This is a genomic window from Amycolatopsis nivea (genome assembly GCF_004522235.1).
GTDB lineage: Bacteria > Actinomycetota > Actinomycetes > Mycobacteriales > Pseudonocardiaceae > Amycolatopsis > Amycolatopsis nivea.
The window spans coordinates 26,429-52,876 of the sequence record NZ_SDLT01000024.1 but is presented as its reverse complement, the minus strand read 5'-3'; the positions used below and the strand labels follow the sequence as shown (position 1 = coordinate 52,876).

At 70.2% G+C, this 26,448-nt stretch carries 23 protein-coding genes and 1 pseudogene; 16 read left to right on the top strand and 8 right to left on the bottom strand.

Annotated elements, in window-relative coordinates:
• Window positions 1-465: 465 nt before the first annotated feature.
• From aspS to EIZ44_RS26045, 4 genes are all read left to right on the top strand, one after another.
• Window positions 466-2,262 carry an aspartate--tRNA ligase gene (aspS, locus tag EIZ44_RS26065; protein ID WP_134666349.1) on the top strand — a complete coding sequence of 599 codons (1,797 nt, stop codon included), beginning with the start codon at window positions 466-468 and terminating at the stop codon, window positions 2,260-2,262.
• 52 nt (window positions 2,263-2,314) lie between these two features.
• Window positions 2,315-3,256, top strand: a complete 942-nt coding sequence (locus EIZ44_RS26060) for a DUF389 domain-containing protein (RefSeq protein WP_134731745.1) — start codon at window positions 2,315-2,317, stop codon at window positions 3,254-3,256.
• A 69-nt stretch (window positions 3,257-3,325) separates the two neighbouring features.
• The gene (locus EIZ44_RS26055) at window positions 3,326-4,513 is read left to right on the top strand and encodes a phosphotransferase (protein ID WP_134731743.1); all 1,188 of its coding nucleotides are present in this window, start codon (window positions 3,326-3,328) and stop codon (window positions 4,511-4,513) included.
• Between the two features lie 792 nt (window positions 4,514-5,305).
• Window positions 5,306-6,157 carry an SGNH/GDSL hydrolase family protein gene (locus EIZ44_RS26045; RefSeq protein WP_134731739.1) on the top strand — a complete coding sequence of 284 codons (852 nt, stop codon included), beginning with the start codon at window positions 5,306-5,308 and terminating at the stop codon, window positions 6,155-6,157.
• Here EIZ44_RS26045 and EIZ44_RS26040 read toward each other — a convergent pair.
• Window positions 6,123-6,878, bottom strand: a complete 756-nt coding sequence (locus EIZ44_RS26040) for a metallophosphoesterase family protein (RefSeq protein ID WP_134731737.1) — start codon at window positions 6,876-6,878, stop codon at window positions 6,123-6,125. The two genes, EIZ44_RS26045 and EIZ44_RS26040, sit on opposite strands and share 35 nt — an antisense overlap.
• Window positions 6,879-6,956: 78 nt before the next feature.
• On the opposite strand from EIZ44_RS26040, the gene EIZ44_RS26035 reads away from it, so the two are divergent.
• Entirely contained in the window at window positions 6,957-8,339 is a 1,383-nt protein-coding gene (locus EIZ44_RS26035; protein WP_037818985.1) for a replication-associated recombination protein A, read from the top strand.
• A 1,293-nt stretch (window positions 8,340-9,632) separates the two neighbouring features.
• Complete coding sequence (locus tag EIZ44_RS26025; protein WP_134666339.1) at window positions 9,633-10,484, top strand: NAD(P)-dependent oxidoreductase; 852 nt, start codon at window positions 9,633-9,635, stop codon at window positions 10,482-10,484.
• Here the strand turns inward: EIZ44_RS26025 and EIZ44_RS26020 are convergent.
• A complete protein-coding gene (locus tag EIZ44_RS26020; RefSeq protein ID WP_205673303.1) occupies window positions 10,474-11,379 on the bottom strand; it encodes a hypothetical protein in 906 nt (301 codons plus the stop codon). The genes EIZ44_RS26025 and EIZ44_RS26020 overlap by 11 nt on opposite strands.
• Window positions 11,380-11,534: 155 nt before the next feature.
• Between EIZ44_RS26020 and EIZ44_RS26015 the strand changes: the two genes are divergently transcribed.
• The 8 genes and pseudogenes from EIZ44_RS26015 to EIZ44_RS25980 all read left to right on the top strand — a co-directional run bounded on the left by EIZ44_RS26015 (window position 11,535) and on the right by EIZ44_RS25980 (window position 20,256).
• Entirely contained in the window at window positions 11,535-11,939 is a 405-nt protein-coding gene (locus tag EIZ44_RS26015) for a DUF948 domain-containing protein (RefSeq protein ID WP_037818980.1), read from the top strand.
• On the top strand, window positions 11,936-12,229 hold the full coding sequence (locus EIZ44_RS26010) for a hypothetical protein (protein WP_037818978.1): 294 nt from the start codon (window positions 11,936-11,938) through the stop codon (window positions 12,227-12,229). The genes EIZ44_RS26015 and EIZ44_RS26010 overlap by 4 nt, the downstream gene beginning before the upstream one ends.
• 79 nt (window positions 12,230-12,308) lie before the next feature.
• Complete coding sequence (gene alaS, locus EIZ44_RS26005; RefSeq protein ID WP_037818976.1) at window positions 12,309-14,972, top strand: alanine--tRNA ligase; 2,664 nt, start codon at window positions 12,309-12,311, stop codon at window positions 14,970-14,972.
• Entirely contained in the window at window positions 14,962-15,462 is a 501-nt protein-coding gene (gene ruvX / locus EIZ44_RS26000; protein WP_037818975.1) for a Holliday junction resolvase RuvX, read from the top strand. The genes alaS and ruvX overlap by 11 nt, the downstream gene beginning before the upstream one ends.
• Window positions 15,459-17,828, top strand: coding sequence for an endolytic transglycosylase MltG (mltG, locus tag EIZ44_RS45985; protein ID WP_276323751.1), 2,370 nt, complete (start codon window positions 15,459-15,461; stop codon window positions 17,826-17,828). Before ruvX ends, mltG begins: the two co-directional genes overlap by 4 nt.
• Entirely contained in the window at window positions 17,812-18,678 is an 867-nt protein-coding gene (locus tag EIZ44_RS25990) for a shikimate dehydrogenase (protein WP_078870738.1), read from the top strand. The genes mltG and EIZ44_RS25990 overlap by 17 nt, the downstream gene beginning before the upstream one ends.
• A 44-nt stretch (window positions 18,679-18,722) precedes the next feature.
• Window positions 18,723-19,286, top strand: a pseudogene (locus EIZ44_RS25985) (GrpB family protein); the annotation flags it as partial.
• Between the two features lie 25 nt (window positions 19,287-19,311).
• Complete coding sequence (locus EIZ44_RS25980; RefSeq protein ID WP_037818972.1) at window positions 19,312-20,256, top strand: D-2-hydroxyacid dehydrogenase family protein; 945 nt, start codon at window positions 19,312-19,314, stop codon at window positions 20,254-20,256.
• Here EIZ44_RS25980 and EIZ44_RS25975 read toward each other — a convergent pair.
• From EIZ44_RS25975 to EIZ44_RS25955, 5 genes are all read right to left on the bottom strand, one after another.
• On the bottom strand, window positions 20,253-21,749 hold the full coding sequence (locus tag EIZ44_RS25975) for an alpha/beta hydrolase (protein ID WP_037818971.1): 1,497 nt from the start codon (window positions 21,747-21,749) through the stop codon (window positions 20,253-20,255). The two genes, EIZ44_RS25980 and EIZ44_RS25975, sit on opposite strands and share 4 nt — an antisense overlap.
• Window positions 21,746-22,561: a serine hydrolase domain-containing protein gene (locus EIZ44_RS25970; RefSeq protein WP_037818969.1), complete on the bottom strand. Its 816-nt coding sequence runs from the start codon at window positions 22,559-22,561 to the stop codon at window positions 21,746-21,748. Before EIZ44_RS25970 ends, EIZ44_RS25975 begins: the two co-directional genes overlap by 4 nt.
• A 125-nt stretch (window positions 22,562-22,686) precedes the next feature.
• Window positions 22,687-22,956, bottom strand: a complete 270-nt coding sequence (locus tag EIZ44_RS25965; protein WP_037818967.1) for an HPr family phosphocarrier protein — start codon at window positions 22,954-22,956, stop codon at window positions 22,687-22,689.
• Between the two features lie 28 nt (window positions 22,957-22,984).
• Window positions 22,985-24,226 carry a PTS transporter subunit EIIC gene (locus EIZ44_RS25960; RefSeq protein WP_037818965.1) on the bottom strand — a complete coding sequence of 414 codons (1,242 nt, stop codon included), beginning with the start codon at window positions 24,224-24,226 and terminating at the stop codon, window positions 22,985-22,987.
• Entirely contained in the window at window positions 24,223-25,020 is a 798-nt protein-coding gene (locus EIZ44_RS25955) for a GntR family transcriptional regulator (protein WP_037818964.1), read from the bottom strand. Before EIZ44_RS25955 ends, EIZ44_RS25960 begins: the two co-directional genes overlap by 4 nt.
• Before the next feature lie 245 nt (window positions 25,021-25,265).
• On the opposite strand from EIZ44_RS25955, the gene EIZ44_RS25950 reads away from it, so the two are divergent.
• Window positions 25,266-25,502, top strand: a complete 237-nt coding sequence (locus EIZ44_RS25950; protein WP_037818963.1) for a PTS sugar transporter subunit IIB — start codon at window positions 25,266-25,268, stop codon at window positions 25,500-25,502.
• Window positions 25,499-25,954, top strand: a complete 456-nt coding sequence (locus tag EIZ44_RS25945) for a PTS sugar transporter subunit IIA (protein ID WP_134731732.1) — start codon at window positions 25,499-25,501, stop codon at window positions 25,952-25,954. Before EIZ44_RS25950 ends, EIZ44_RS25945 begins: the two co-directional genes overlap by 4 nt.
• A 48-nt stretch (window positions 25,955-26,002) precedes the next feature.
• Here the strand turns inward: EIZ44_RS25945 and EIZ44_RS25940 are convergent, their stop codons facing one another.
• Window positions 26,003-26,422 carry a Rieske (2Fe-2S) protein gene (locus EIZ44_RS25940; RefSeq protein ID WP_037818961.1) on the bottom strand — a complete coding sequence of 140 codons (420 nt, stop codon included), beginning with the start codon at window positions 26,420-26,422 and terminating at the stop codon, window positions 26,003-26,005.
• Window positions 26,423-26,448: the final 26 nt, after the last annotated feature.

The window sequence follows — 26,448 nt, the reverse complement described above, 5'->3', positions numbered from 1 at the left end:
CCGCCCCCCGGCGAACCGGAGCCGTCCCAGCCGAAGGCTTACCGGCCTCGGGGAGTCTCGCCCGGTCCTGCCTGCTCGGCTCGCGCCAGCAGCGCTGCCGCCTGGCCGAGCGGCACGGTCCAAGCCGAAGGCTTGCTGGCCTCGGAGAGTCTCGCGCCCGCGTTGCCCGCCCGGCTCGCGCCAGCAGGGCTGCCCCGACGAGCCGGAGCCGTCTCCGTCAAGTGGACACTGCCCGACCCGCGCTGCCCCCGTCGCCCCAAGCCGTCCGCATCGCCCAGGGAAACCTCACCCCGGCCGTGCCAGCCGTCCACCGACCCGAACCCCGTCCCCGCCGCCTCGACCCAAACCTGCCCGCACCCCCGGACACCGAGTTCGTTAGCCTCTGTATCCGGCGAAATGCGTGTTCGGCTCAACCCCGTGCACCCGCCGCACCCGAATCTCGTGGACCTAGGGAGAGCAGTCGCAGTGCTCCGCACTCATCAAGCCGGCACTCTGCGTGCCGGGCAGGCCGGTCAGACCGTCACCCTCACCGGCTGGGTGGCGCGGCGGCGCGATCACGGCGGAGTCATCTTCATCGATCTCCGGGACGCCAGCGGCGTCGCGCAGGTCGTGTTCCGCGAGGGCGAGATGGCCGAGCGCGCGCACGCGCTGCGGTCGGAGTTCTGCGTGAAGGTCGTCGGCGAGGTGTCGAAGCGGCCCGAGGGCAACGCGAACCCGGACATCGCCACCGGCGAGATCGAGGTGCTCGCCACCGAGCTGGAAGTGCTGTCCGAGGCCGCTCCGCTGCCGTTCCCGATCGACGACCGGGTCGACGTCGGCGAGGAGGTCCGGCTCAAGTACCGCTACCTCGACCTGCGCCGCAGCGGTCCGGCGGCCGCGATCCGGCTGCGCAGCGAGGTCAGCCGCACGGCGCGCGAGGTGCTGCACGCGCAGGACTTCGTCGAGATCGAGACGCCGACGATGACCCGCTCCACCCCGGAAGGCGCCCGCGACTTCCTCGTGCCCGCGCGGCTCAAGCCCGGCTCTTGGTACGCGCTCCCGCAGTCGCCGCAGCTGTTCAAGCAGCTGCTCATGGTCGGCGGCATGGAACGCTACTTCCAGATCGCCCGCTGCTACCGCGACGAGGACTTCCGCGCCGACCGCCAGCCCGAGTTCACCCAGCTCGACATCGAGATGAGCTTCGTCGAGCAGGACGACGTCATCGCGGTCGGCGAAGCGATCGTGAAGTCGCTCTGGAAGCTGATCGGCCACGAGATCGCCACCCCGATCCCGCGGATCACCTACCGCGAGTCGATGGCGAAGTACGGCTCCGACAAGCCGGACCTGCGGTTCGACCTCGAGATCACCGAGCTCACCGACTTCTTCTCGGACACGCCGTTCCGTGTGTTCCAGGCCCCGTACGTCGGTGCGGTCGTCATGGCGGGCGGCGCCTCGCAGCCGCGTCGTCAGCTCGACGCCTGGCAGGAATGGGCGAAGCAGCGCGGCGCGAAGGGCCTCGCGTACGTCCTGGTCAACGAGGACGGCACGCTCGGCGGCCCGGTCGCCAAGAACCTCTCCGAGACCGAGCGCGCGAACGTCGCGGAAGCCGCGGGCGCGAAGCCCGGCGACTGCATTTTCTTCGCCGCAGGCAAGGTTTCCGCCGCTCAGCCGCTGCTCGGCGCCGCGCGCGACGAGATCGGCCGCCGGCTCGGCCTGATCGACGAGGACGCCTGGTCGTTCGTGTGGGTCGTGGACGCGCCGCTGTTCGCGCCGGTCGAGGACATCGGCGACGACGTCGCGGTCGGCTCCGGCAAGTGGACCGCCGTGCACCACGCGTTCACCTCGCCGACCCCGGAGTGGATCGACAAGTTCGAGCAGGACCCGGGCAACGCGCTCGCCTACGCCTACGACCTCGTCTGCAACGGCAACGAGATCGGCGGCGGCTCGATCCGTATCCACCGCGAGGACGTCCAGAAGCGCGTGTTCGCGCTGATGGGCCTCGGCGAGGAGGAAGCGCAGGAGAAGTTCGGCTTCCTGCTCGAGGCGTTCCAGTTCGGCGCGCCCCCGCACGGCGGCATCGCGTTCGGCTGGGACCGCATCGTGATGCTGCTGGCCAAGGCCGACTCGCTGCGCGACGTGATCGCGTTCCCGAAGACCGGCGGCGGCTACGACCCGCTCACCGCCGCGCCGGCGCCGATCACCGCGCAGCAGCGCAAGGAAGCCGGGATCGACGCGAAACCAGCGGTCCCGCAGAACAAACCGGCTGCCGCACAGGAGAAGTAGTGGCCGCGCACAGCGGGTCCGTCGAGGGCGGCTGGCGGGGCGGGGCGAGCTAGTGCTGCACCTCAGGGCGATCTGCCCGCCGGAGCGCACTGACGAGACGCTGGAGCTGCTGCGCACCCACCCGGGCGCGGCGCACCTGATCGTGCACCGCGGCGCGTCCGTCTCGCCCGAGGGCGACCTCATCGAGGCGGACGTCGCGCGGGAGGCGGCCGACGACATCGTCGACGCCTTGTGCGCGCTCGGTCTCGACCGCAGCGGCGGCATCACCATGGAATCGCTGGACACAGCGCTGTCCGATGCCGCCGACGCGGCCGAGGAAGCCGCTCCCGGCGAAGGCGCGGACGCGGTCGTGTGGCAGGAGCTGCTCGGCCGCACCGGCGAGGAATCGCGATGGAACGCGACGTTCCAGGCGTTCCTCGCCATCGCGTGCCTGCTCGCCGCGGTCGGCGTGCTGACCGACTCGTCGGTGACGATCGTCGGCGCGATGGTGGTCGGGCCGGAGTTCGGCCCGCTCGCCGCGGTCGCGGTCGGGATGGTGCTGCGCCGCTGGGACCTGGTGCGCCGGGCCGGGGTCGCGCTGGCCGTCGGTTTCCCGGTGTCGATGGCGATCACGCTGCTCGGAGTGCTGCTCGGCAGCTCGGCCGGTCTTTTCGATCCGCACGCGATAGTCAATAACCATCAGGTCGATTTCGTGTATCAGGTCGGACCCGCGTCGTTCGTGGTGGCATTGCTCGCCGGGGCGGCCGGAATGCTCGCGATGACGTCGGCGAAATCGGCCGCGCTCGTCGGCGTGTTCATTTCGGTGACGACGGTCCCCGCGGCCGGTTACGCCATGGTCGCGGCGGTCGCCGGACGCTGGGACCGGACCGGTTTTTCGGTGCTGCAGCTGCTGGTCAACCTCTTCGGAATCGTTCTTGCTGCGGCCATTGTGCTGATAGTTCGCCGACGCAAGCAACGTTCCGACGCGTTGCTGCGTCCGCTTTCCCGTGGGTGATTCCGGGCGCGTCCCGGCGCCCGGAACGTTGTGGTCATGGTTGCTCAGTCACGAGTAGGGTCGGTGACAATGACAGTCGACACCTCCTCCGCCGGCGACGCTGGAGTCCGGGCGGAAGCCGGGGAACTCGCAGTCGCCGCGGCCGTCGCGGCGGGCGAGGCGGTGCTCACGCGCCGGTTTGGGAGCGCGATCACGCTGGTCTCGCCCGAACACCTCTCCGGAAGCGGCCCGGCGACCGTCGTCCGGGCACGGGTCGTGTCTTCCTCCTTCGCTCTGCCGCGCACCCTGGTGGTCAAGCACTATCCGGACCCGCCGGAACCCGGCCGGGTCGACCCGTTCGCCCAGGAAGCCGTGAGCTACCAGCTGTTCACCGCACTGGCGCCGGACGAGCGGATGTGCCCGGAACTCCTGGCCCACGACGGCAGCGACCGCGTGCTGGTGATCGAGGACCTGGGCCGCGCACCCACCCTGCGAGACAAACTGGCCGCCCGGGACTCCCGCGCAGCCGAACGAGCACTGCTCTCGTGGGCCCGCTCGCTGGGCCGCCTGCACGCGAGCACCGCCAGCCGCGAAGCCGATTTCAACGCGCTGCTGCGCCGCCTGGGCGGCCCAGTGCGCACCGACAACGACGGCTTGGCAGGCCTGGCCGACGACGTCGAAGAACTCCTCTCCGAACTGTTGGATGTGCCCGTCCCCGAGTCCGTGCGCGAACGCATCGCCGAAGCCGTCGCCCAAGCCCGGTCGGCCGCCTTCCGCGCGTTCAGCCCGGTCGAACTGGCCCCGGAAAACAACCTGGTCACCGGCTCCGGAGTCCGCTTCCTGGACTTCGAACGCGGCCGGGTCCGAACCGCCCTCGTCGACGCCTCCTGCCTGCGGCTGCCGTTCGTGTCGGACCCGCGCGCGATGGCGCTCCCCGCAGGCATGAGCGAGGCGATGATCGCCGCCTGGCGAGCCGAAATCGTCGACGTCTGGCCGTCCTTCGCCGACGACGTCGAGCTGGCGAAGCAACTCACCATCAGCGAGATGCTGCAAGTCTGGCAAATCACCCGCGAGCTGCTCCCGCAGCTGAACCTGACCAGGCACGCCACCCCAGTCAGCCGCGAGGCCGCCCTCGTCACCTGGTGGCGCGAACTGGCGAGGCACGCCGGCTACTCGCGCCTGACCGAAGTCGCCGAACACTCCACGAGAGTCGCCGCCGCCCTGGCCGCCCGCCTGGGCCCGCACGCCGACCTAGCCTTCTACCCAGCCTTCCGCTGACCCCGCGCGCCCCCTTCGCCGCTTTCCGTGAGGGCCACCCTCATTGACTCTGATTCCGTCAGGGTTCCCCTCACGACCCGCCTCCGGTCGTGAGGGGCCCCTTCACGGACTTGGATTCCCTCAAGGAGTCCTTCACAGCCCACCCGCCAGCCCGCACCCGCCGCGATGCGCCCCAATGCGGCATTTGTTGCGTCAGACGCACCGAACGCCACATTGGGTGCGTCCCACGCACCCAATGCCACATTGGGGCGCTACCCGCACCCCCCCGCGACCCCCGCCTCCAGCTCCCCAAACTGCGCACTTCCACCGCCCAACCGCAGCCGATGCGCCCACCGCCGAGGCGCCACTGCTCCCCGCAGCCGATGCACTAAACGATCGATGCGCCAGCCGCTCCCCGCAGCGATGCACGAGCCGCTCCCGCAGCCGACGTACGGAACGATCAAGCCACCCAGCCGCTCCCGCAGCCGGTGCACCCAACGGTCAGCGCACCCAGCCCTTACCCGCAGCCGATGCACTCAAGCATCGAGGCACCCAGCCCCTCCCGCGCACCCCGATACGAAGCCTCCCTGCGGTTCGGGGGTGCTTGTCAAGGCATCTTTCCCGCCTTGACAAGCACCCCCGAACCGTCAGCACAATCAAGCTTCGGGGTGCCCCACGCAACCACCACGGCAATGTCGCCGCCAGGCGACGAGCCGCCGCACAGACCCCCAACCAGCCCCCGAGTACCGGAAGTTCCCACCTCCGTCCATACCGCGTTACCTCCCCATCACCAGCGGTGAGCCTCCATACCGGATGGTCTTGGTCGTGACCGTGATCAGCGTCGGAGTCACCCCACCCGCAAAACCAACCCCAGCCCCCAGCCCCAAGACCCAGCCCCGACGAGCAACCCGCCTAGCAGTCCTAGGCGACTCCACCGCCGTAGGCCTAGGCGACCCCCTCCCCAACCGAGGCGGCTGGCGAGGCGTAGGCCCCTTGGTCGCGGAAGCCCTGGGCATCACCGAAGACGGCTACCTGAACCCGTCGTTCACCGGTGCCCGCATGTCCTGCGTGCGCACCGACCAACTCCCGCAAACCATCGCCCACCGCCCAGACATCGCCCTGGTCGTAGTAGGCATGAACGACACCCTCCGCCCGGACTTCAACGCGGACAACATCGCAGCGGACCTCACCGCGATCGTCCGCGAACTGGCCGCGGTCGGAACCACCGTCCTCCCGGTGCGTTTCCATGATCACAGCAAGGTCTTCCGCCTCCCGCCGTCCCTGAAGCGAGCCCTCAGCGCCCGCGTAACGGAACTGAACGAGGCAATCGACCGAGTAGTGGAAACAGAAGGCATCGCCTGCCTGAACCTGGACACTCTCCCCGGCGCCTACGACCTCACCGTCTGGAGCGTCGACCGCCTGCACCCTTCCGAACTTGGCCACCGCATGCTCGCAGAAGGCTTCGCGAACCTAGCCGCAGCAGCCGGTTTCGAGGTGCCGCAACCGGTGAGCCTCACCTGCTCCGGCGGAGTCGAACCAAGCGCAGCCGCGCACTTCGGCTGGCTCGTGGCTAAAGGCGTGCCGTGGCTCTGGCGGCGCGGCCGGGAGTTCCTGCCCTACGCCGCGGTCATCATGTGGCGCTCGTTCCGCGAGCGCGTGGGCTGAATACCCGCAACGCCTCCGCGTCCGACGCCGGATTCCGTACGAAATAGTCGTTCCAGTCCTCGATTCCGGGATACTCCGACGTCTCCGCCAACTCCCGGCACACGGCTTCCGCATCGTAAGCAGTACGCCGCAACTCGACGCCAGGGCCGAGCCGTGCCCAGTGTGCACCCGTTGTGCCATAAGGCATTCCGACGCTGCCGGGGTTCACGATCCGGCAGCGGTCGGCCAATCGCAGGAACGGCATGTGGGTATGCCCGCAGACCACCGTCTCCGCCGTGACGCCGTCCAAGACCTCCGCCCAGCGCGACAAGGGGCTGTCCACGAGCGCGACCTCTTCGTCGTCGCGCGGAGTGGCGTGGCAGAACAGCACTTCGCCGAGTCCGTCGATTTCGAGCGTCACCGTCAACGGCAACCCGTCGAGCAGCGCCACCTGACCCGGCCGCAGCTGCGTCGCCGCCCACGGGCCGATCGGGTCCGGGATCTTGGTGGGGCCGCCGCCCGCGAGCGTGACGAGTTCGCGATCGGCGTTGCCGCGGACCCACACCGCGCGGTCGCCGAGCGAAACCAGCCGGTCGAGCGTCTGCCGGGGCAGCGGTCCGGCCGCGAGGTCGCCGCACAGGACCACCAGGTCGGCGGCGTGGACGTCGGGCTCGGCGAGGACCGCGTCGAGCGCGGGCAGCACGCCGTGGATATCGGACAGCACCGCGACCGAGGAGACCATCGCCCCAGTCTGCCCCTCCGGCGGCGCTGCGGGGCCGGGCGAGCGGGATTGTCGGGGTGGTCGGATACCGTCGTCGGCGTGGCACAGGACGAACTCTTCACGGTGAACCCCGACGTGGGGCCGCCGCCGGAACCCTCCGGAGCGAACCAGGCCGAACCGCAGGCCGACCCGGCGACGTCGCCGCTCGCGGTGCGGATGCGGCCGCGCACGCTCGACGAGGTGGTCGGGCAGCAGCACCTGCTGCGCGAAGGGGCCCCGCTGCGCCGGCTGGTCGAGGGGGCCGCTCCGGCGTCCGTGCTGCTCTACGGCCCGCCCGGCACCGGCAAGACCACGCTGGCGAACCTGGTGTCGATCGCCACCGGACGCCGGTTCGTCGCGATGTCCGCGCTGTCGGCGGGCGTCAAGGAGGTGCGCGGCGTCATCGAGGAGGCGCGGCGGCGCAGGCAGTACAACACCGAGAACACCGTCCTGTTCATCGACGAGGTGCACCGGTTCTCCAAGACCCAGCAGGACGCGCTGCTCGGCGCGGTCGAGGACCGCACGGTGCTGCTGGTGGCGGCGACCACGGAGAACCCGTCGTTCTCGGTGGTGTCGCCGCTGTTGTCGCGGTCCTTGGTGCTGCAGTTGCGGCCGCTCACCGACGACGACATCGTCGCGGTGCTGGAGCGCGCGCTGACCGACGAGCGCGGTCTTGGCGGCGAGCTCACACTGACGGATGATGCGCGGGCACACCTCGTGCGGCTGGCTGGCGGTGACGCGCGTCGTGCGCTCACGGCGCTGGAGGCAGCCGCGGATGCCGCGTCCGCTACCGAGAACAAGACGATCGACCTTGCCGTTGTCGAGTCCACTGTGGACAAGGCGGCGGTGCGGTACGATCGCGACGGTGATCAGCACTACGACGTGATCAGTGCGTTCATCAAGTCGATCCGCGGGTCGGATGTCGACGCGGCGTTGCACTACCTGGCGCGGATGATCGAGGCGGGGGAGGATCCCCGGTTCCTCGCGCGGCGGTTGGTGGTGCACGCGAGCGAGGATGTCGGGCTGGCGGATCCGACAGCGTTGCAGGCGGCGGTCGCGGCGGCGCACGCGGTGCAGTTCATCGGGATGCCGGAGGGGCGGCTCGCGCTGGCGCAGGCGACGATCCATCTGGCTACGGCGCCTAAGTCGAACGCGGTGGTCACGGCCATTGATACGGCGTTGAGCGACGTTCGGTCGGGGGCTATCGGGACGGTGCCACCGCATCTGCGGGACGGGCACTACGCGGGGGCGAAGCAACTCGGCAACGCTCAGGGGTACCGGTATCCGCACAACGTGCCGGAGGGGGTGCTGGCTCAGCAGTATCCGCCGGACGAGCTGGTGGGGCGGGATTACTACGAGCCTACGCAGCGTGGCGGGGAGCGGACGCTGGCTGAGCGGGTGCCTCGGTTGCGGCGGACGATCCGGGGCGAGCGGCAGGGGTGAGTGTGCCGGTCAGCGGTCGGTGAGTGAAGGTCGCCACTTTCTTCCGGTGGCGGGGGAACATTCGGGGGTCTCGTCGGTTGCTCCTCTTCAAGGAGAGGGGGCGGCGATGACGTTGTTGACCGTCTGGCCTGATGACCAGCCTGGGCATGTGCTGCTGCGGACTGAGGACACTGGGGCGATTGTCGCCGAGTTGGGGCGGGTGGGGGCTGGGTTCGCTCGGTGGCCCCTGGTTGAGGACGGTTCTGACGGCTCCGACGGCTCCGGTGGGGACTTGGTGGGTCGGTATCGGGAGTTGATCGACTCGCTGGGGGGTGGGTCGGTGGATGTGGTTGGTGGGGAGACCTCGCTGGTGGAGCGCAGCTGGGGTGGGGTTGAGGATCGGTTTTTCGTTCGGGGGGCTGCGGTTTGGTATCTGCATGCTGGGCGTGCGGTGCATGCGGTGTTGTGTGAGCCGGGGGATGTGCTGACTGTTCCCGCCGGGGTTCGGCATTGGCAGGACGGGGCGGCGGGGTGTGTGACTGTTCGGGTTCGGCGGGCTGGGGCTGTTCGGGGTGGGGTGGTTCGGGACTTGGTGCCGGGGGAGTTTCCTGGGTTTGCGGAGTTGGTTGCTGAGCGGGTTGGGGTGGGTCGGTGATCGGCTCGTCGCCTGGCGGCGACATTGCCTGCCTTGGTTGCGTGGGGCACCCCGAAGGTTGATTGTGCTGACGGTTCGGGGGTGCTTGTCAAGGCGGGAAAGATGCCTTGACAAGCACCCCCGAACCGCAGGGGAGCTTCGTATCGGGGTTGGGGGAGGGGCTGGGTGCCTCGCTCGTTGGGTGCACTGGCTGCGGTTTGGGTGGGGGGCGCTGATCGTCGGGTGCACCAGCTGCGGTGGAGGGCTGGGTGCACTGATCGTTGGGTGCATCGGCTGCGGTGGGGCTGGGTGACTCGATAGCGGGTGCATCGGCTGCGGGGGTGGGCTGGGTGCTCGATGTTTGGGGTGCATCGGCTGCCGGTTCTCGGGCGGGGCTTGCGCCCCCATGTGGCATTGGGTGCGTGGGACGCACCCAATGTGGCGTTCGGTGCGTGAGATGCACCCAATGCCGCATTGGGGCGCATCGCTGGCGGGGGCTGCGGCGAGGGTGGTCCGTGAAGGGCTCCTTGAGGGAATCTAGGTCCGTGAAGGGGCCCCTCACCGCCGGTGGCTGGTCGTGAGGGGGGCCCTGACGGAATCAGAGTTCCTCAGGGTGGCCCTCAGGACAGCGGCGGGGCGGTCATCCTGCCGAGGTTTGGGTCTGGCGGCACGATGGCCGGATGACCACAGTCGCATTTCTCGGTACCGGGATCATGGGCCGTCCGATGGCCGCCAATCTTGCTCGTGCTGGGGTGACCGTGCGGGCTTGGAACCGGACTCGGGCCAAGGCTGAGCCGCTTGTCGCGGACGGGGTCACCGTTGTCGGGTCGCCTGGCGAGGCGGTCAAGGGGGCCGATTTCCTGGTCACCATGCTCTCCGACGGGCCTGCGGTTGCTGAGGTGTTTCGCGGGCTCTCCCTCGAACCGGGGACTATTTGGTTGCAGACCAGCACCGTCGGGGTCGAGTGGGCTGATCGGCTTGCTGAGGCGTCCGTCGCGGCGGGGGTGCCGTTTGTCGATTGTCCGGTGATGGGGACGAAAGGACCCGCCGAGCAGGGGAAGCTGCAGGTGCTCGCGGCTGGGCCGGACAACGTGCACGACGGTGCGGCGGAGGTGTTCGACGCGATTGGTTCCACGACTCGCTGGCTCGGCACCGAACCTGGTACGGCGACGCGGCTCAAGCTGGTGATGAACGCGTGGATTCTCGCGCTCACCAACGGTACCGGGGAGAGTCTCGCCCTCGCGAAAGTGCTCGGGGTGGATCCGCAGTTGTTCTTCGACGTCATGAGCGGCACTGGGTTCGACGTGCCTTACGCGCGAGCGAAGGGACCCATGATGCTCGCCGGTGAGTACCCGACCAGTTTCCCGGCATCGCTCGCGGCGAAGGACGCGCGGCTTGTCGTCGAGGCTGCGGGGCACGCGATCGACGTCGGCGGGGCGGCGGCTGCGTTGGCGCATCTGGAGTCTGCGGTCGAGGCGGGGCATGGCGAGGACGACATGGCGGCGGTGTACGAGGGGATCGTCAAGCGTTGAGCAATGACGCGACACGGTCGACGCCGATGCCGGAGACGAGCAGGCGTTCCTTCGCGTTGCCGAGCAACCGTGCGGTCCACGGGGTGAAGCCGCCATCGCCGACGGGGACCAGGCCGGAGCCGAAGTCTGCGGTGACGGTGAAGCAGAGGCCGAAGTAGTAACCGCGGCCGACCGAGCGGTCTGGGGCGTCGGAAACAGCCACGTCGGGCAAGGATTCCTGCACCGAGGCGGCGAAATCGGCGAAGCGGGTGTCCAAAGTGGTCACTTCGAAGCCTGCCGCGCGGGCGCCGGCGGCGCGCACGGCTGTAGTGAGCAGCTGCGCGTGCTCAATCAGGTGTTCGCGTTCGAAGGACAGGCTGCCTCGGTCGCGACCGGCGGTGATGGTGGCGAACAGGGAGAAGTGCGCGAAGAGACCGGGGGCCGGAAGCTGGGCTCGGACGACGCGTTGCACGGTGGTGAGGCGCACCGGCGCGGAACCGGTGCGGCGGACTGCTGCTTCGAGCGCGAGGCCGTTCGTCGGGTCCGCGGCGACTTCTGTGCCGCGTCCAGTGGGGACGACGCGGTGCTGGGCCAGTCCGGCCACTGTGGAATGTGTGCCGAGCGGGGTAACCGGCGAGAGGGTCACTCGATCGAATTCCAGCGGCGCGGCGGAAAGCAGGGAGTCTTCGACCCGCCGCAGAACCTCGAACGGCAAGGGCGCGGGGGTGGTGAAGCGGTCCTCGCGGTAGCGGCGCAGGACGTCCGGCCCGCGCAGTTTCGCGGCTCGGCGGCGGGCTACTTCCAGTTGCAGCGTGGTCAGGTCCGCGCCGGGAAGGCCGGCGAGCACGTCGGCGGCGGGGCCGCCCGGCCCGGCCAGCACGCGGGGGAGCGGGCCGCGTCCGTTCGAGGAGTCCATGGAACGAGCAGACCGGCTCGGACACGCCCGGCGCGAACTGTTTTCCGCGACGGCGACTGCGCTGGGTGACCACTGCGGCGGGGGGTCCCCGCCGAGAAGCGCCGCAGGCGGTAACCTCACACCACCTAAGACCCCGCACCACCCGAGGAGGGCCCGTGTCGGCAGGGCAGATCGCCGCGCTGATCGCCGCAGGAGCTTTCGTACTGCTGGTCTTGCTGCTGGCGATCCCGCTGCTCAAGCTCGGCCGCACGCTGGACGAGGCGACGATCGCGATCCGCAAGGCGCACGAGAACAGCGACCCGATCCTGATCGGGGCCAACGAGACGATCACGCACGTCAACACGCAGCTCGAGCGGGTCGACGGGATCACCTCGAACGCGCAGGCGGTCAGCGGCAACGTCTCGGCGCTCTCGTCGGTCTTCACCGCGACGCTCGGCGGCCCGCTGGTGAAGACCGCCGCGCTTTCCTACGGCATCAGCAAAGCCATCCGCGCGCGCCGCAAGAAGCAGGAAGCCAAGGCCTCGAAGGCGCAGCGCCCGGCCCGCCGGGGGAAGAAGTGAAGCGGCTGTTCTGGCTCGGGGTCGGGGTCGTCGCGGGAGTCGCGCTGAGCCGCAAGGCGAGCGAAACCGCTCGTCAGGCCACGCCGGCCGGGTTAGCATCGAACTTGGGCGACGCCGTGCGGGAACTCGCGGGCGCCGTCGGTTCTTTCGGCGCCGAGGTGCGCGCCGGGATGAACGAACGGGAACAGGAGCTGCACGACATGGTCGAGGAGCGGACCGCCGTCGCGCCGCCTTCGGGCAGGCACGCCGCACGTCGCCCCGCCCGGCGAGCTCGCCGGGCGGAGGGCTGATCTCCGCGCGCCTTCCGCCGCCTCCGACCCCCGTTTCCTTTCCCCGGCCGAAGCCGGGTTCCAGCACAAGGACGTACCCGTGGACACACACGAGATCACCGACCGTTTCCTGCGCCACTTCGAGAGCAGGGGCCACACGCGCGTGCCGAGCGCCCCGCTGATCCTCGACGACCCGAACCTGCTGTTCGTCAACGCGGGCATGGTCCAGTTCAAGCCGTACTTCCTCGGCGAGGCCCCGCCGCCCTACCCGCGCGCGACCTCGGTGCAGAAGTGCGTGCGCACGCCGGACATCGACGAGGTCGGCAAGACCACCCGGCACAACACGTTCTTCCAGATGGCGGGCAACTTCTCGTTCGGCGACTACTTCAAGGAAGGCGCGATCGAGAACGCCTGGGAGCTGATCACCAAGTCCCAGGACGACGGCGGCTTCGGCCTCGACCCGGACCGGATCTGGGCGACCGTCTACGAGAAGGACAGCGAGGCGGCCGGGCTGTGGCGCAAGCTCACCGGCCTGCCCAGCGAGCGGATCCAGGTCCGCGACGGCAAGGACAACTACTGGGACATGGGCGTGCCCGGTCCCGGCGGCCCGTGCTCGGAGATCTACTACGACCGCGGCCCGGCGTACGGCCGCGAGGGCGGCCCGGTCGCCGACGAGGACCGCTACATCGAGATCTGGAACCTCGTCTTCATGCAGGACGTCCGCGGCGACCAGAGCCCGAAGCTGGGCCACCCGCCGATCGGCGAGCTGCCGAAGAAGAACATCGACACCGGCATGGGCGTCGAGCGCGTCGCGACGATCCTGCAGGGCGTCGAGAACGTGTACGAGACCGACCTGGTGCGCCCGGTGATCGGCCGCGCCGAGGAGTTCTCCGGCCGCCGCTATGGCGCCAACCACGCCGACGACGTGCGCTTCCGCGTCATCGCCGACCACGCGCGCACCGGCGTGCTGCTGATCGGCGACGGCGTCACCCCCGGCAACGACGGCCGCGGCTACGTGTTGCGCCGCCTGCTGCGCCGCATCGTGCGCTCCACGCGCCTGCTGGGCGTGCAGGAGCCGGTGCTGCAGGAGTTCGCGAAGGTCGTCAGCCAGACCATGGGCCCGACCTACCCCGAGCTGGTCAGCGGGTTCGACCGGATCTCCGAGGTCGTGCGCGTCGAGGAGGAAGCCTTCCTCGCCACCCTCACCAGCGGTTCGCGCATCTTCGACCTGGCCGCGGCCGAGACGAAGAAGGGCGGCGGCGACGTGCTCGCCGGCGACAAGGCGTTCCAGCTGCACGACACCTACGGCTTCCCGATCGACCTGACGCTGGAGATGGCGTCCGAGCAGGGCCTCACCGTCGACGAGGCCGGGTTCCGCACGCTCATGGAGGAGCAGCGCAAGCGCGCCAAGGCGGACGCGGCGTCGCGCAAGAGCGGCCACGGCGACCTGTCCGAGTACCGCAAGGTGCTGGAGCAGCACGGCGAAACCGAGTTCCTCGGCTACACCGAACTGCAGGCGGACGCGAAGGTCGTCGGCCTGCTCGAGGACGGCCTGCCGGTGCGCAGTGTCGCCGCGGGCCGCAAGGCGGAGCTGGTGCTCGACCGCACCCCGTTCTACGCCGAGAGCGGCGGGCAGATCGCCGACACCGGCGTGCTGGTCGGCGACGGCGTCGAGCTGAAGGTGCTCGACGTGCAGAAGATCGTGCCGGGCCTGTTCGTGCACCGCGTCGAGGTCACCCAGGGCGAGGTCGGGATCGACACCCGGCTCACCGGGTCGGTGGACGCGAACCGCAGGCTCTCGATCGAGCGCTCGCACTCGGCGACGCACCTCGTGCACGCGGCCGTCCGCGGCGCGTACGGCAAGCGCGCGGCGCAGGCCGGTTCGCTCAACGCGCCGGGCCGGATGCGGTTCGACTTCACCACGCCGGGCGCGGTGTCGGCCGACATCCTCACCGAGGTCGAGCAGGAAGTGAACGACTACCTGCAGACCGACGTCGAGGTGCAGAGCTACACCACCACCAAGGACAAGGCGCTCGAGCTGGGCGCGGTCGCGCTGTTCGGCGAGAAGTACGGCAACGACGTCCGCGTCGTCGACATGGGCGAGTACTCCCGCGAGCTGTGCGGCGGCACGCACGTCGGCCGGATCGGCCAGCTGGGCCTGGTCAAGCTGGTGTCGGACGCGTCGGTCGGCTCCGGCGTGCACCGCGTCGAGGCGCTGGTCGGCCCGGACGCGCTCAAGCACGTCCGCAAGGAGCAGCTGCTCGTGTCGCAGCTGGCGAACACGTTCAAGGTGCCGTCGGACGAACTGCCCGGCCGGATCGAGGACGTGCTGTCCCGGCTGAAGAACGCCGAGAAGGAGATCGAGCAGCTGCGCACGCAGCAGGTGCTCGGCTCGGCCGGCGCGCTGGCGGACAAGGCGCAGGACGTCTCCGGCGTCTCGGTGGTCGCCGAGGTCGTGCCGGACGTCGACGGCAACGGCCTGCGCGCGCTCGCCTCGGACATCCGCGGCCGTCTCGGCGACCGCGCCGGGGTCGTCGCGCTGTTCGCGCCCTCGGGGGAGAAGGTGGCCTTCGTGGTCGCCACGACCTCGGCGGCGCGCGACAAGGGAATCGCGGCGGGCAAGCTCGTGCCGTCGTTCGCCGGGGCGATCGGCGGGCGCGGCGGCGGCAAGCCGGACATGGCCCAGGGCGGCGGCAGCAACCCGGCGGGCGCGGAGCAGGCCGTGACGGCGCTGCGCGCGGCGGTCGCGGACCTTGGCCGCTAACCCCCGGAGAGGCCCGGATCGGCCCGGCGAGTCCGATCCGGGACGGGGCAGGCGGCTCGCGGTCGATGTCGGGTCTGTCCGGGTGGGGGTCGCGCTCAGCGATCCCGCCCCCGTGCTCGCGAGCCCGCTCGTTACCCTCTCCCGTGATGCGAAGGACGACAGCGATCTGGACCGGCTTGCCGATCTCGTCACCGAACACGAGGTGGTCGAGGTGATCGTGGGCTTGCCGAGGACGCTGGCGAACCGGCAGGGCGCGGCCGCGGACATCGCGCTCGCGTATGCGGACAAGCTCGCCGGGCGCGTGGGGGACGTGCCTGTGCGGCTGGCAGACGAGCGGTTGACGACGGTCACCGCGTCGCGAATGCTGTCCCAGCGGGGGGTCAAGGGACGCAAGCAGCGCGCCGTGGTGGACCAGGCAGCGGCAGTCGAGATCCTGCAAGCCTGGCTCGACGCCGCCGCCGCGCACCGCGCCCGGAAAGGCGACTCATGACCGACCCCCGCGGCCCCGGCAATCCGGGTGGCCGCCGTCGGCTGCGCAACCCCGACAACCCGGACGTGCCGGACCCCGCGGCGGGTACCGGCGCTCCCGGCGGACGGCGCAGGCGACGCGAGCCCGAAGACGAAGCACCTCCTCGCCGCGCGATGCCGGAAGGCATGCCGCCTGGCGAACGACGACGTCCGCGTGGCGACGTGCCTCAGCGTCCTGCGGAAGGACGCCGGCGCGCGCCTGAGGGAACCCCTCGCCCCGCCGGCGAACCGCCCCGTCGCGTCGCACCGGACGCGATGCCTCCGGCCGAACCGCCGCGTGGCCCGGCCGCCGACGCTCCGCCGACCCGGCGGCGCCGTCCGGTCGCGCCGCAGGACCGGCCGAAGCGGTCGACGGAGAACTGGGACTTGCCGCCGCACGCGGCCGACGACCTTCCCCGCGCCCGGCCGCGCCGCATAACTCCGGACGAGGTACCGGTGGCCGGGAACGACCTCCCGCCCGCGGAAGCCGAGCCGCCCGCCGGTCGACGCCGTCGCCGCGAGGACGTTCCACCGGTCGACGCTCCGGCCGGCCGTCGTCGGCTTGAGGACGCGCCGCCGCCGGTCGATCCTCCGGCTGGCCGTCGCCGTCGGCGCGAGGACATTCCGCCGCCCGTCGACGTCGAGCCGCCGTCCGGCCGTCGTCGCCGGGACGATGTCGAGCTGCCCGCGGAAGCTGCCGCGCCTGGCCGTCGCCGGGCGCCGGAGATGCCGCCGCCCCCTCCGGTCCGGCGCGCTCCCGCTCCGCCGCCGGACGGCTCCATGCCGCCGGATCCCCGGTTCGCCGAGGCTTCGATGCCGCGCGATCCTCGGTTCGCGGACGCGTCGATGCCGCCGGACCCGCGGTTCGCCGAGGCCTCGATGCCGCGCGATCCCCGGTTCGCCGATGCGTCGATGCCGCCGGATCCCCGGTTCGCCGAGGCTTCCATGCCGCGCGACCCGCGTTTCGCGGACGCGTCGATGCCGCGCGACCCGCGCAGCCAGCCGCCGCGCCGGCAGCCGGTCGAGCAGCCCACCGAAGTGATCCCGGCCGTGCCCGCCGCGGCGCACGAACCGGAGCACCCGGACGAGCAGCCGATCGACGGCCTCTTCGAGGACGAGTACGACGAATACGGCGAGTACGAGGACTACGACGGCTACGACGAGGACGGCTACCCCGAAGACGGGGCCGAGCCGCCGGTCGACGAGCCGCCCGCGAAGAAGCCCCGCAAGAAGCGCAAGCGCGCGATCGGCTGGATCGCCGCGGTGCTCGTGCTCGTCCTGCTCAGCGGCGGCGCGTATTTCGGGTATCAGAAGATCTTCGGCTACGCGGACTTCGACGGTTCCGGCGAAGGCGACGCGCTCGTGCAGGTCGAACAGGGCGACACGACGTCCGCGATCGGCGCGAAGCTCACCGACGCGGGCGTGGTCGCGAGTTCCCGGGCGTTCGTGAAGGCGGGCGCGGAAAACACCGCGCTGAGCAAGATCCAGCAGGGTTACTACCTGCTGCGCCAGCACATGTCCGGCGAGAACGCGGTCGACCTCATCACCTCGCCCGCCGCGCGCGTCGGGCGGCTGGAAATCCGGCCGTACACCCAGTTCGACGACATCACCCAGCCCGACGGCAAGGTCACGCCGGGCGTGTTCAGCCTGATGTCGAAGGCCTCGTGCGCGACTTTGAACGGCAAGAGCACCTGCATTCCGGTCGACCAGCTGCGCAAGACCGTCGCCGACGCCGACCTCAAGGCGCTCGGCGCGCCGGAGTGGGCGCTGGCCGACGCGGGCAAGGCGCTGAGCAAGGACAAACGGCTCGAAGGCCTGATCGCGCCCGGCGTGTACGACGTGAAACCCGGCTGGAGCGCGACCGAGCTGATCACCGACCTGGTGAAGCAGTCGGCCGATTCGATCCAGGCGGCCGGGCTCACCGCGCAGAACACCGGGCCGGGGAAATCGCCGTACGAGACGCTGATCATCGCGTCGCTCATCGAACGCGAGGCGATCAAACCGGACTTCGGCAAGATTTCGCGCGTGATCTACAACCGGCTCACGCAGCGCATCCGGCTGCAGCTGGACTCCACGGTCAACTACGTGCTGGACCGCCCGACGCTGCTCACCAAACCCGAGGACCGGGCGAAAGCGGGACCGTACAACACTTACGCCAACTACGGTCTCCCGCCGACGCCGATCGCGGTGCCCAGCATGGACGCGATCAAGGCCGCGGTCAGCCCGACCCCTGGCGACTGGGTGTACTTCGTGAAGTGCGAGAAGGACGGGCATTCCTGCTTCGCGGTCACGAACGACCAGCACAACGCGAACAGGACCCTGGCGGAGCAGCGTGGCGTCATCAAGTGACCGCCCGCGCCGCGCGGCGGTGCTGGGCAAGCCGGTGGCGCATTCGCTGTCGCCGGTGCTGCACCGCGCGGCGTTCGCGGCGCTGGGGCTGGACGGCTGGACCTACGACCGGGTCGAGACCGACGCCGACGAGCTGCCTGGCTTCGTCGACGGTCTCGGTCCGGAATGGGTCGGCCTTTCGGTCACCATGCCGGGCAAGCGGGCCGCGCTCGACCACGCCGTCGAGGTCACTCCGCGCGCGGCCGCGGTCGGTGCGGCGAACACGCTCGTGCGGCGTCCGGACGGCTGGCTCGCCGACTGCACCGATGTCGACGGAGTGACCGGAGCCCTGCGCTACGCCGGCGGCTACTCGCCTTCCGCGAGCGACCAGGCGGTGGTGCTCGGCGCGGGCGGGACGGCTGCGGCCGCGGTGGTCGGATTGGCCACGCTCGGCGTCGCGACGGTGAGTTTGGTGGTGCGGGAACCGGCGCGGGCTTCGGAAACCGTGGACGCGGCCAAGCGCGCGGGCCTCGCTGTGGACGTGCTGCGCTGGTCCGATACGGACTTCGCGGACTTGGCGGACCGCACGGCGGTGCTGGTCAACACGGTGCCGCCGGACGCGGTCGTGCCGCATCTCGCGGAGCTGTCCCGGATCGGCAGTGTGCTCGACGTGATCTACCACCCGTGGCCGACGCCGCTGGCCGAGGCGGTCGAACAGCGCGGCGGACGGCTCGCGACCGGGCTCGACATGTTGCTGCATCAGGCTTTCGGGCAAGCGGAGCACTTCACCGGGCAACCGGCACCGCGTGCGGAAATGAGGGCGGCGCTGCGCGAGGCGAGCGGAAACATCCTGCCGCTGCCGATCTCCTGATATCCTGGCGGGCTGCTTTTCAGCCAGCAACAGGGGGAATCACGGTGACCAGGCAACAGTTCGGCGAGAAAGAAATCCAAGCGGCGTGGGTTGGCGAGGCACCTAAACTCGGCACCACTATCACGCTCGCCGAGTACGACCCGGAATGGCCGCGGCTCTACGAACGCGAGGAACAGCGGATCCGCGCGGCGCTCGGGGATCGCGTGCTCCTGCTCGAACACGTCGGGTCCACCTCGGTGCCGGGGCTCGCCGCCAAACCGATCGTCGACATTCTGCTCGAAGTGCCGGATTCGGACGACGAGGACGCGTACGTCCCCGACCTCGAAGCGGCGGGCTACCGGCTGGTGATCCGCGAGCCGGACTGGGAGAAACACCGCCTGTTCAAGGGCCCGGACACGAACATCAACCTGCACGTCCATTCGCCCGGCAACGGCCAGACCGAGCGCTACCGGCTGTTCCGCGACCGGCTGCGCAGCCATCCGGAGGAACTGGCGCTGTACCTGGCGAAGAAACGCGAACTCGCCGCGCAGGTCTGGGAGTACGTGCAGAACTACGCCGACGCGAAGAACGATGTGATCGACGAGATCATCGAGCGGGCGCGCAACGCCTGACCCGCGGGTTACGGTGGGCGGCATGAAGATCGCGATCCTCGACGACTACCAGAACGTGGCTCTCCAGTGTGCGGACTGGGAGCCGCTCGGGGCGGAGATCGAGGTGTTCACCGAGCCGTTCGCCGGGCCGGACGAGGTCGTCGCGCGGCTGGCCGGGTTCGACGTCGTGGTCGCGATGCGCGAGCGCACGCCGTTCCCGGCCGCGGTGTTCGACCGGTTGCCGGAGCTGAAACTGCTGGTGAGCACCGGCCGGCGGAACGCGGCGATCGATCTGGACGCGGCGAAGCGCCGCGGTGTCGTGGTGTCCGCGACCGGGGCGCTCGCCGCGCCGACCGTCGAACACGCCTGGGCGCTGATCCTGGCCGGTGCGCGCAATCTGCCGCTCGAGTTCCGTTCGATGCGCGAGGGCGGCTGGCAGGTCGGTCTCGGGATGGCGTTGCGGGAGAAGACGCTCGGCCTGCTCGGGCTCGGCAGGCTGGGAGCCGAGGTCGCGCGGATCGGCCAGGCGTTCGGGATGAAACCGATTGCGTGGAGCCAGAATCTCACTCCGGAGCGGGCTGCCGAGCACGGGGTCACCGCAGTGTCCAAAGAGGACCTGTTCGCGCAGTCCGATGTTCTGTCGGTCCACTTGGTCCTGTCCGAGCGCACTCGCGGTTTGGTCGGTGCTGCCGAACTCGCCGCGATGAAGCCGACCGCACTCCTGGTGAACACTTCGCGCGGGCCGATTGTCGACGAATCGGCGTTGGTGGAGGCGCTGCGCGGCAAGACGATCGCGGCGGCCGCCCTGGACGTCTATGACGTAGAGCCGCTGCCCTCAGATCACCCGCTGCGGACGTTGGACAACGCGATCCTGACGCCGCACATCGGTTACGTGAGCCGGGAAACGTACGAGATCTTCTACGGCGGCGCGGTCGAGGACATCGCCGCGTTCCAAGCGGGCGAGCCGATCAACGTGCTGAACGGCTAGGGGAACGGCCGGACCTCCGGCGGGTAGACCGTCCCTTCCGGAGGCACCGTCAGATCGGTGAAATACCGTGCCATCGCTGCGGAAGCGGCTGTGCTGGGCACGTCGAGCGTGGTGTGTCCGGCACCGTCGACCACGACTACGTGACCGTCGCCGAGTTCCCGTGCGGTGGCCTGGGCGTTGGCAAGCGGGGTGACCGGGTCGTTCCGGTTGGCCAGGATCAGGATCGGATGCTGCCGCGGCCGGTTCCACGGTCCGAGGTACCGGTCTTCGTCCCGGGCGGGCCAGCCGACGCACTGCGCCATCGAAAACACTGGCGCGACACCGAAATACGGCTGCCGTTTCGCTTCTTCCGCAGCGAGTTGGGCGTACTTGGCGGTGTCCTGCGGCAGTTCGCTGTCCAGGCACTGCACCGCCAGGAACCCGGGCGAATGCGTCGGCACGCGCGGATCCAGCACGGGCACGGGGGAGACTGGCGACGACGGCACGAGCGCGGCGAGCGTCTTCGCCAGCCGCGGCCACCGGGACGACTGATACAACGCCCGGTCGATCGTTTCCATCAGCGACGCCACCGTCATGCCGCCGACCGGACCGTGCGTCAGCCGGTCGAACACCGCGGCGAATTTCTGCTTCAGGTCACCTCCGGCGAACGCGCATTTGCCCGGCCCCGCCGCGTTGCAGGCAGCGAAGAACGCTTCGAGTTCCTGTTGCTGGGCAGTCGCGACGTCGGCGCGCACGTCGACCGGTTTCTGCTGCTGGCCCGGCTGTCCGGTGGAATTCGCGACGAGGTCGAGCGTTCCGTCGAGGACCATCGCGCGCAGCTTGCCGGGGAACAGGTTCGCGTAGGTGCCGCCGAGATACGTGCCGTAGGAATAGCCGTAGAAGTTCAGCTGCTGCTCGCCCAGCGCCTGCCTCAGCAAATCCATGTCCCGCGCGACATTCGCCGTCGACAGGTGCGACAGCTCGGCACCGGTGCCAGCCGCGCACGCCTTGCCGACGGCCGCGCTGGCGGTCCAGAACGCCGCGCTGTCCCGCAGCGGCGAACCGGCGGCGGGCGGAGTCCCCGGGCACTGCACCGGGGCGCTGCCGCCGATTCCGCGCGGATCGAAGCTCACCAGGTCGAACTTGGCCCGCAGCTGTTCGGGGTACCGCGGGCCGAACCGCATCAGCTCGCCGACGCCGTCAGTGCCCGGCCCGCCGAAATTGATCATCAGCGACCCGACGCGATGCGCGGGATCGGTGGCGGGCATGCGGATCACCGAGAGATTCAGCTTCGCGCCGTCGGGTTCGCGGTAGCTCAACGGAACCGGTGCCGTCGCGCACTGGAAACTGCCATGGCACGGTGCCCAGTCGAGTTTCGGTGCCGCGGCCCCGTTGGTGCCCAACGGAAGCGGCGCGTCCGGCGCGGGCAATGCTTGGGGCGCTTGGGTTTGCGCGGCCGGTGCGGAACAACCCGCGACGAGCAGCAGAGCGGCCAGCGCCCAGCGGAGTCTCACGCGGAGAGTTCCGCCAGCACGGCGTCAGTGAACGGCGGCCACACTTGCGCCGCCCACGGCCCGAACGAACGGTCGGCGAGCGCGACGCAGGCGTGTCCCGCTTCCGGGTCCACCCACAGGAAGGTGCCGGACTGCCCGAAGTGACCGAACGTGCGCGGCGAACTGTTCGCGCCCGTCCAGTGCGGGCTCTTGTGGTCGCGCAACTCGAAGCCGAGGCCCCAGTCGTTCGGCTTCTGGTGCCCGAAGCCGGGCAGCACGCCGTTCAGTCCGGGGAACGCGATTTCCGTGGCCGCACTGAGGGTTTCCGGCGCGAGCAGCTTGGGCGCCTGCAGTTCCGCGGCGAACCGGAGCAGATCGTCCAATGTGGACACCGCGCCCGCGGCGGGGGAGCCGTCCAGCCGGGTCGACGTCATGCCCAGCGGTTCGAAAAGCGCTTCCCGCTGGTACTCGGCGAAGGCGATGCCGGAGTGCTCGGCCAGCGCGTCGGCGAGTTCCTCGAACCCGGCGTTGGAGTACAGCCTGCGCGTGCCCGGCTCGGCCATCGCCTTGTGCGCGTCGAAGGCGAGCCCGGAGGTGTGCGCGAGCAGATGCGCGACGGTGGAGCCTTCCGGCCCGGCAGGCGTGTCGAGTTCGACGACGCCCTCTTCGATCGCGATGTGCGCGGCGTAGGCGGTGAGCAGTTTGGTGACCGACGCGAGCCGGAACGGGCGGGCCGGGTCGCCGTGGCGTCCGCGCACCTCGCCGGAAGCGGAGACCGCTCCGGCCGCGGCGTTGTCCACTGGCCATTCGTCGATCAGGCGCAGACTCTCCATGCCCGCCAGCGTAATAGGACCCGCCGCCGGGCTGTTCCGCAGTGCCCCGGCGCGAACGAACCGTGCGGGGCCCCGGAAGTCCGGGAGCCCCGCACGGTTCGTGTTTTCCCCGTGGAGCGGTATCGCTACTGAGCGTCGAGATCGGTGGCGACCAGCTCGGCGACGGCCTCGACCGCCGCCTCGGCACCGTCTCCCTCGGCGCTGATGACGACCTCGTCGCCGTACGCGGCGGCGAGGGTCATCAGGTTGAGGACGCTGCCGGCGGCCACCGGGTCGCCGCCGTCCTTGGCGATCTGGACCGCGACGGGCTGGGCCGCGGCCGCCTTGGCGACCAGTGCGGCCGGCCGGGCGTGCAGCCCCACCTTGCTGGCCACGGTGACGCGTTTCTCCGGCATGGTGTACCTCTCTTGCTTTTCTCGGGTGTTACTTCGCGGCCGTGCGCTCGAGGTCGCCCTCGATCGAGTCGTCCTCGCGGCCCGGCGTGCGCAGGTTGAACTTGGTGATCACGACGCGGAACACGACGTAGTAGATCACGGCGAACACGAGCCCGATCGGGATCAGCAGCCACGCCTTGTGCGCGGTGTCCAGCGACGAGTTCAGCGCGAAGTCGATCGCGCCGCCGGAGAACGAGAAGCCGAGGTGGATGCCCAGCGCGTTGCAGACCGCGAGCGAGACGCCGGTCATCACCGCGTGGAAGATGTACAGCGGCCACGCGACGAACATGAACGCGAACTCGATCGGCTCGGTGACGCCGGTGATGAAGGCGGTGAGCGCGGCCGAGATCATGATGCTGCCGACGAGCTTGCGCTGGCCGGGACGCGCGGTGTGCACGATCGCGAACGCCGCCGCCGGGAGGGCGAACATCATGATCGGGAAGAACCCGGTCATGAACGCGCCGGAGCCCTGCACGTGGTGGAAGAAGTTGGTGAGGTCGCCGCCGCCGAAGATGAACCACACCGGCACGTTCAGCAGCTGGTGCAGGCCGATCGGGATGAGCAGGCGGTTGAGCAGGCCGTAGATGCCGCCGCCGAGGACCGGCGAGCCGACGACGGCCTCGCCCGCCGAGGTGATGCCCTGGTCGACGTACTTGAAGAGCAGGCCGAAGATCACGCCGAGCACGATCATCGCCAGCGCGGTGATGATCGGCACGAACCGGCGGCCGCCGAAGAAGGCCAGCCAGGACGGCAGCTTGATCCGGTGGTAGCGCTGCCACAGCAGGGCCGCCACGATGCCGGACACGATGCCGGTCAGCACGCTGTAGGGCCAGTGGATCGGCGCGAGGTCCCAGCCGGGCTTGTAGCCCTGCTGGCTCTTGATCGGGGCGATCGCCTGGATCACCTTGTTGAACACGACCCAGCCGATGACGGCCGCGACGGCGGTCGACCCGTCGCCCTTGCGGGCGAAGCCGACCGCGATGCCGATCGCGAAGATCAGCGGCAGCCAGTCGAAGATGCCGCCGCCCGCCGCGCCGATCACGTCGGCGGCCTTGCCCCAGTTCAGGCCGTCCTTGCCGAGGACGTCGTCCTGGCCGAGCCGGTTCAGCAGACCGGCCGCGGGCAGCGTGGCGATCGGCAGCATGAGGCTGCGGCCGAAGCGCTGCAGCCCGGCAAGGCCGCCGCCGCCCTTCTTCTTCCCGCTGGCCCCAGCCGCGGTGGTGGCGCTCATCGGATACCTCCATTGTGGGGTTGGTCGCCGGAACCCGGGGAGTTCCGGTCCAGCTGCATGGTCACCTGGTAGTGGTCGCCCCGGTACCAGGACGTCATGTCCTCGACCGGTTCGCCGCCGGAGCTGGAAACCCGGCGGAACACCAGGAGCGGACTGCCGGTGCGCATGCCGAGCAGGCGCGCCGTTTCGCGGTCCGCGGATTCGGCCCACACCGTCTGGTACGCCTGGTCCGGCCGGAGCGAGAACGCGTCGGCCAGCTGGGCGTACAGCGAACGGGTCAGGTCGAGGTCGAGCAGGCCGGGAGTCCGGCCCGCGTGGTACCAGCCGCGCTCCACGGCCAGCGGGACGCCGTCGGCGCGCCGCAGCCGCACGAGCCGGTGCGCCGCCACGCCCTCGGCGAGGCCGAGCGCGTGCGCCGAAGTCACCGGCGGGACCTCGGTCGAGGTCGAGATCACTTCGGTGGTCGGGGTGAGCCCGCGCCGGCGCATGTCGTCGGTGAACGACATCAGGTACACCTGCAGTTCCATCCGCCGGGCGGCGGTGAAGGTGCCCTTGCCCCTGACCCGGGCCAGCAGTCCTTCCTCGACGAGCTTCCCGATCGCCGAGCGGACGGTGAGCCTCGAAACGCCGTAGTGCTGCGCGAGCTCTCGCTCGGACGGGATCGGCGAGCCCGGCGGGAGCTCGCGCTCCACCAGGCGGCGCAGGATCTCCCGCAGCTGGGCGTGCTTCGGGGTCGGCCCGTTGACGACGCGGTCGGCGGGGTCGGACGGCGGAATGTGCGCGGCCGCACTCATCTCGGTGTCACCCTCCCTCGCTTCTCGCGCACCGGGGCCGGTGCTCGCGTCCGCGCCGGAAGATTGGTACGTTCCGGTCTAGACCAATGATCTGATGGGGCAGGATGCTCCGCAGCGCGAGCAGGTGTCAACCACCGTTATCCGTTCGTGGCCGGGCTCGCTCGGCAACGTGGCAAACGGCGTAGTAATGGTGGCGGAGCGCACCTGTTCCAGGTGGAAAACCAACGGGATACGAGGAGGCCGCGATGGCGGATGACAGGCCGGAAAAGATTCTCGCGGCGCTCGGCGGCGCGGACAATCTCGTCGAGATCGAGGGCTGCATCACGCGGCTGCGGTGCGAGATCGAGGACATGTCCTTGGTGGACGAGGCCGCGCTGAAGTCGGCCGGCGCGATGGGCGTCGTGAAGATGGGCTCGGCGGTCCAGGTCATCGTCGGCCCGGAGGCGGACACCATCGCCAGCGACATCGAGGACTTGATGTGAGCCTGCCGATCCTGAGCCCGGTTACCGGCGATGTCGTCGCGATCACCGAGGTGCCGGACCCGGTGTTCGCCGAGGCGATGGTCGGCCCCGGCATCGCGGTGAAGCCGTCCGGCGGCCGCGCCGACGCGGTCGCCCCGGTCGACGGGACCGTGGTGACGCTGCACCCGCACGCGTACGTCGTGGCCACTGAGGACGGCCGCGCGGTGCTCGTGCACCTCGGCATCGACACGGTCAAGGAGAAGGGCGAGGGGTTCACCCTGCACGTCGTCAAGGGCGAGAAGGTGCGGGCTGGCCAGCCGATCGTGGGCTGGGACCCGGAGGCGGTCGCCGCCAAGGGCTACTCGCCGATCGTCCCGGTCGTCGGGCTCGACGCGTCCGCCGACGTCCTCGCCGGCCTCGAAGGCGGCCGCACGGTCGCCGCCGGGGACGAGCTTTTCACCTGGAACGATTGAGCCGAACGCCCTTTGTGGACGGTGAGCGTCCACAAAGGGCGATTCCGGTCATGCGGAGACGATGTCCCCGTTCTGGATCTTCACCGCCACTGCGGCCAGTGGCGTGCTCGCCGGTCCCTGCTTCACCGCGCCGGTCAACGCGTCGAATACCGAACCGTGGCAAGGGCAGCGCACCTGGCCGTTCTGCGGCGGGTTCACTTCGCAGCCTTGATGCGTGCAGACGGCGCTGAAACAGACGACCTTCCCCGCTGTCGGCTGCGCGACGACCACGTTGTCGCCGTTCATCAGCTTCGCGTATTTCGCTTGTCCCACCGGCACTTCCGCCAGTGCGATCACCTTCCCGCCCGGCTTCGGCGGGGCCGACTTGGGCTCTTGGCCCCCGGCCCCGCACGCGGCGAGGGTGACGGTGCCCGCGACGGTCGCCCCGCAGGCGAGGGCGGCGCGGCGGGAGTGCAGTTCGGCAGTCATGCCCAGTGCAACGAACCGCGGCGGTC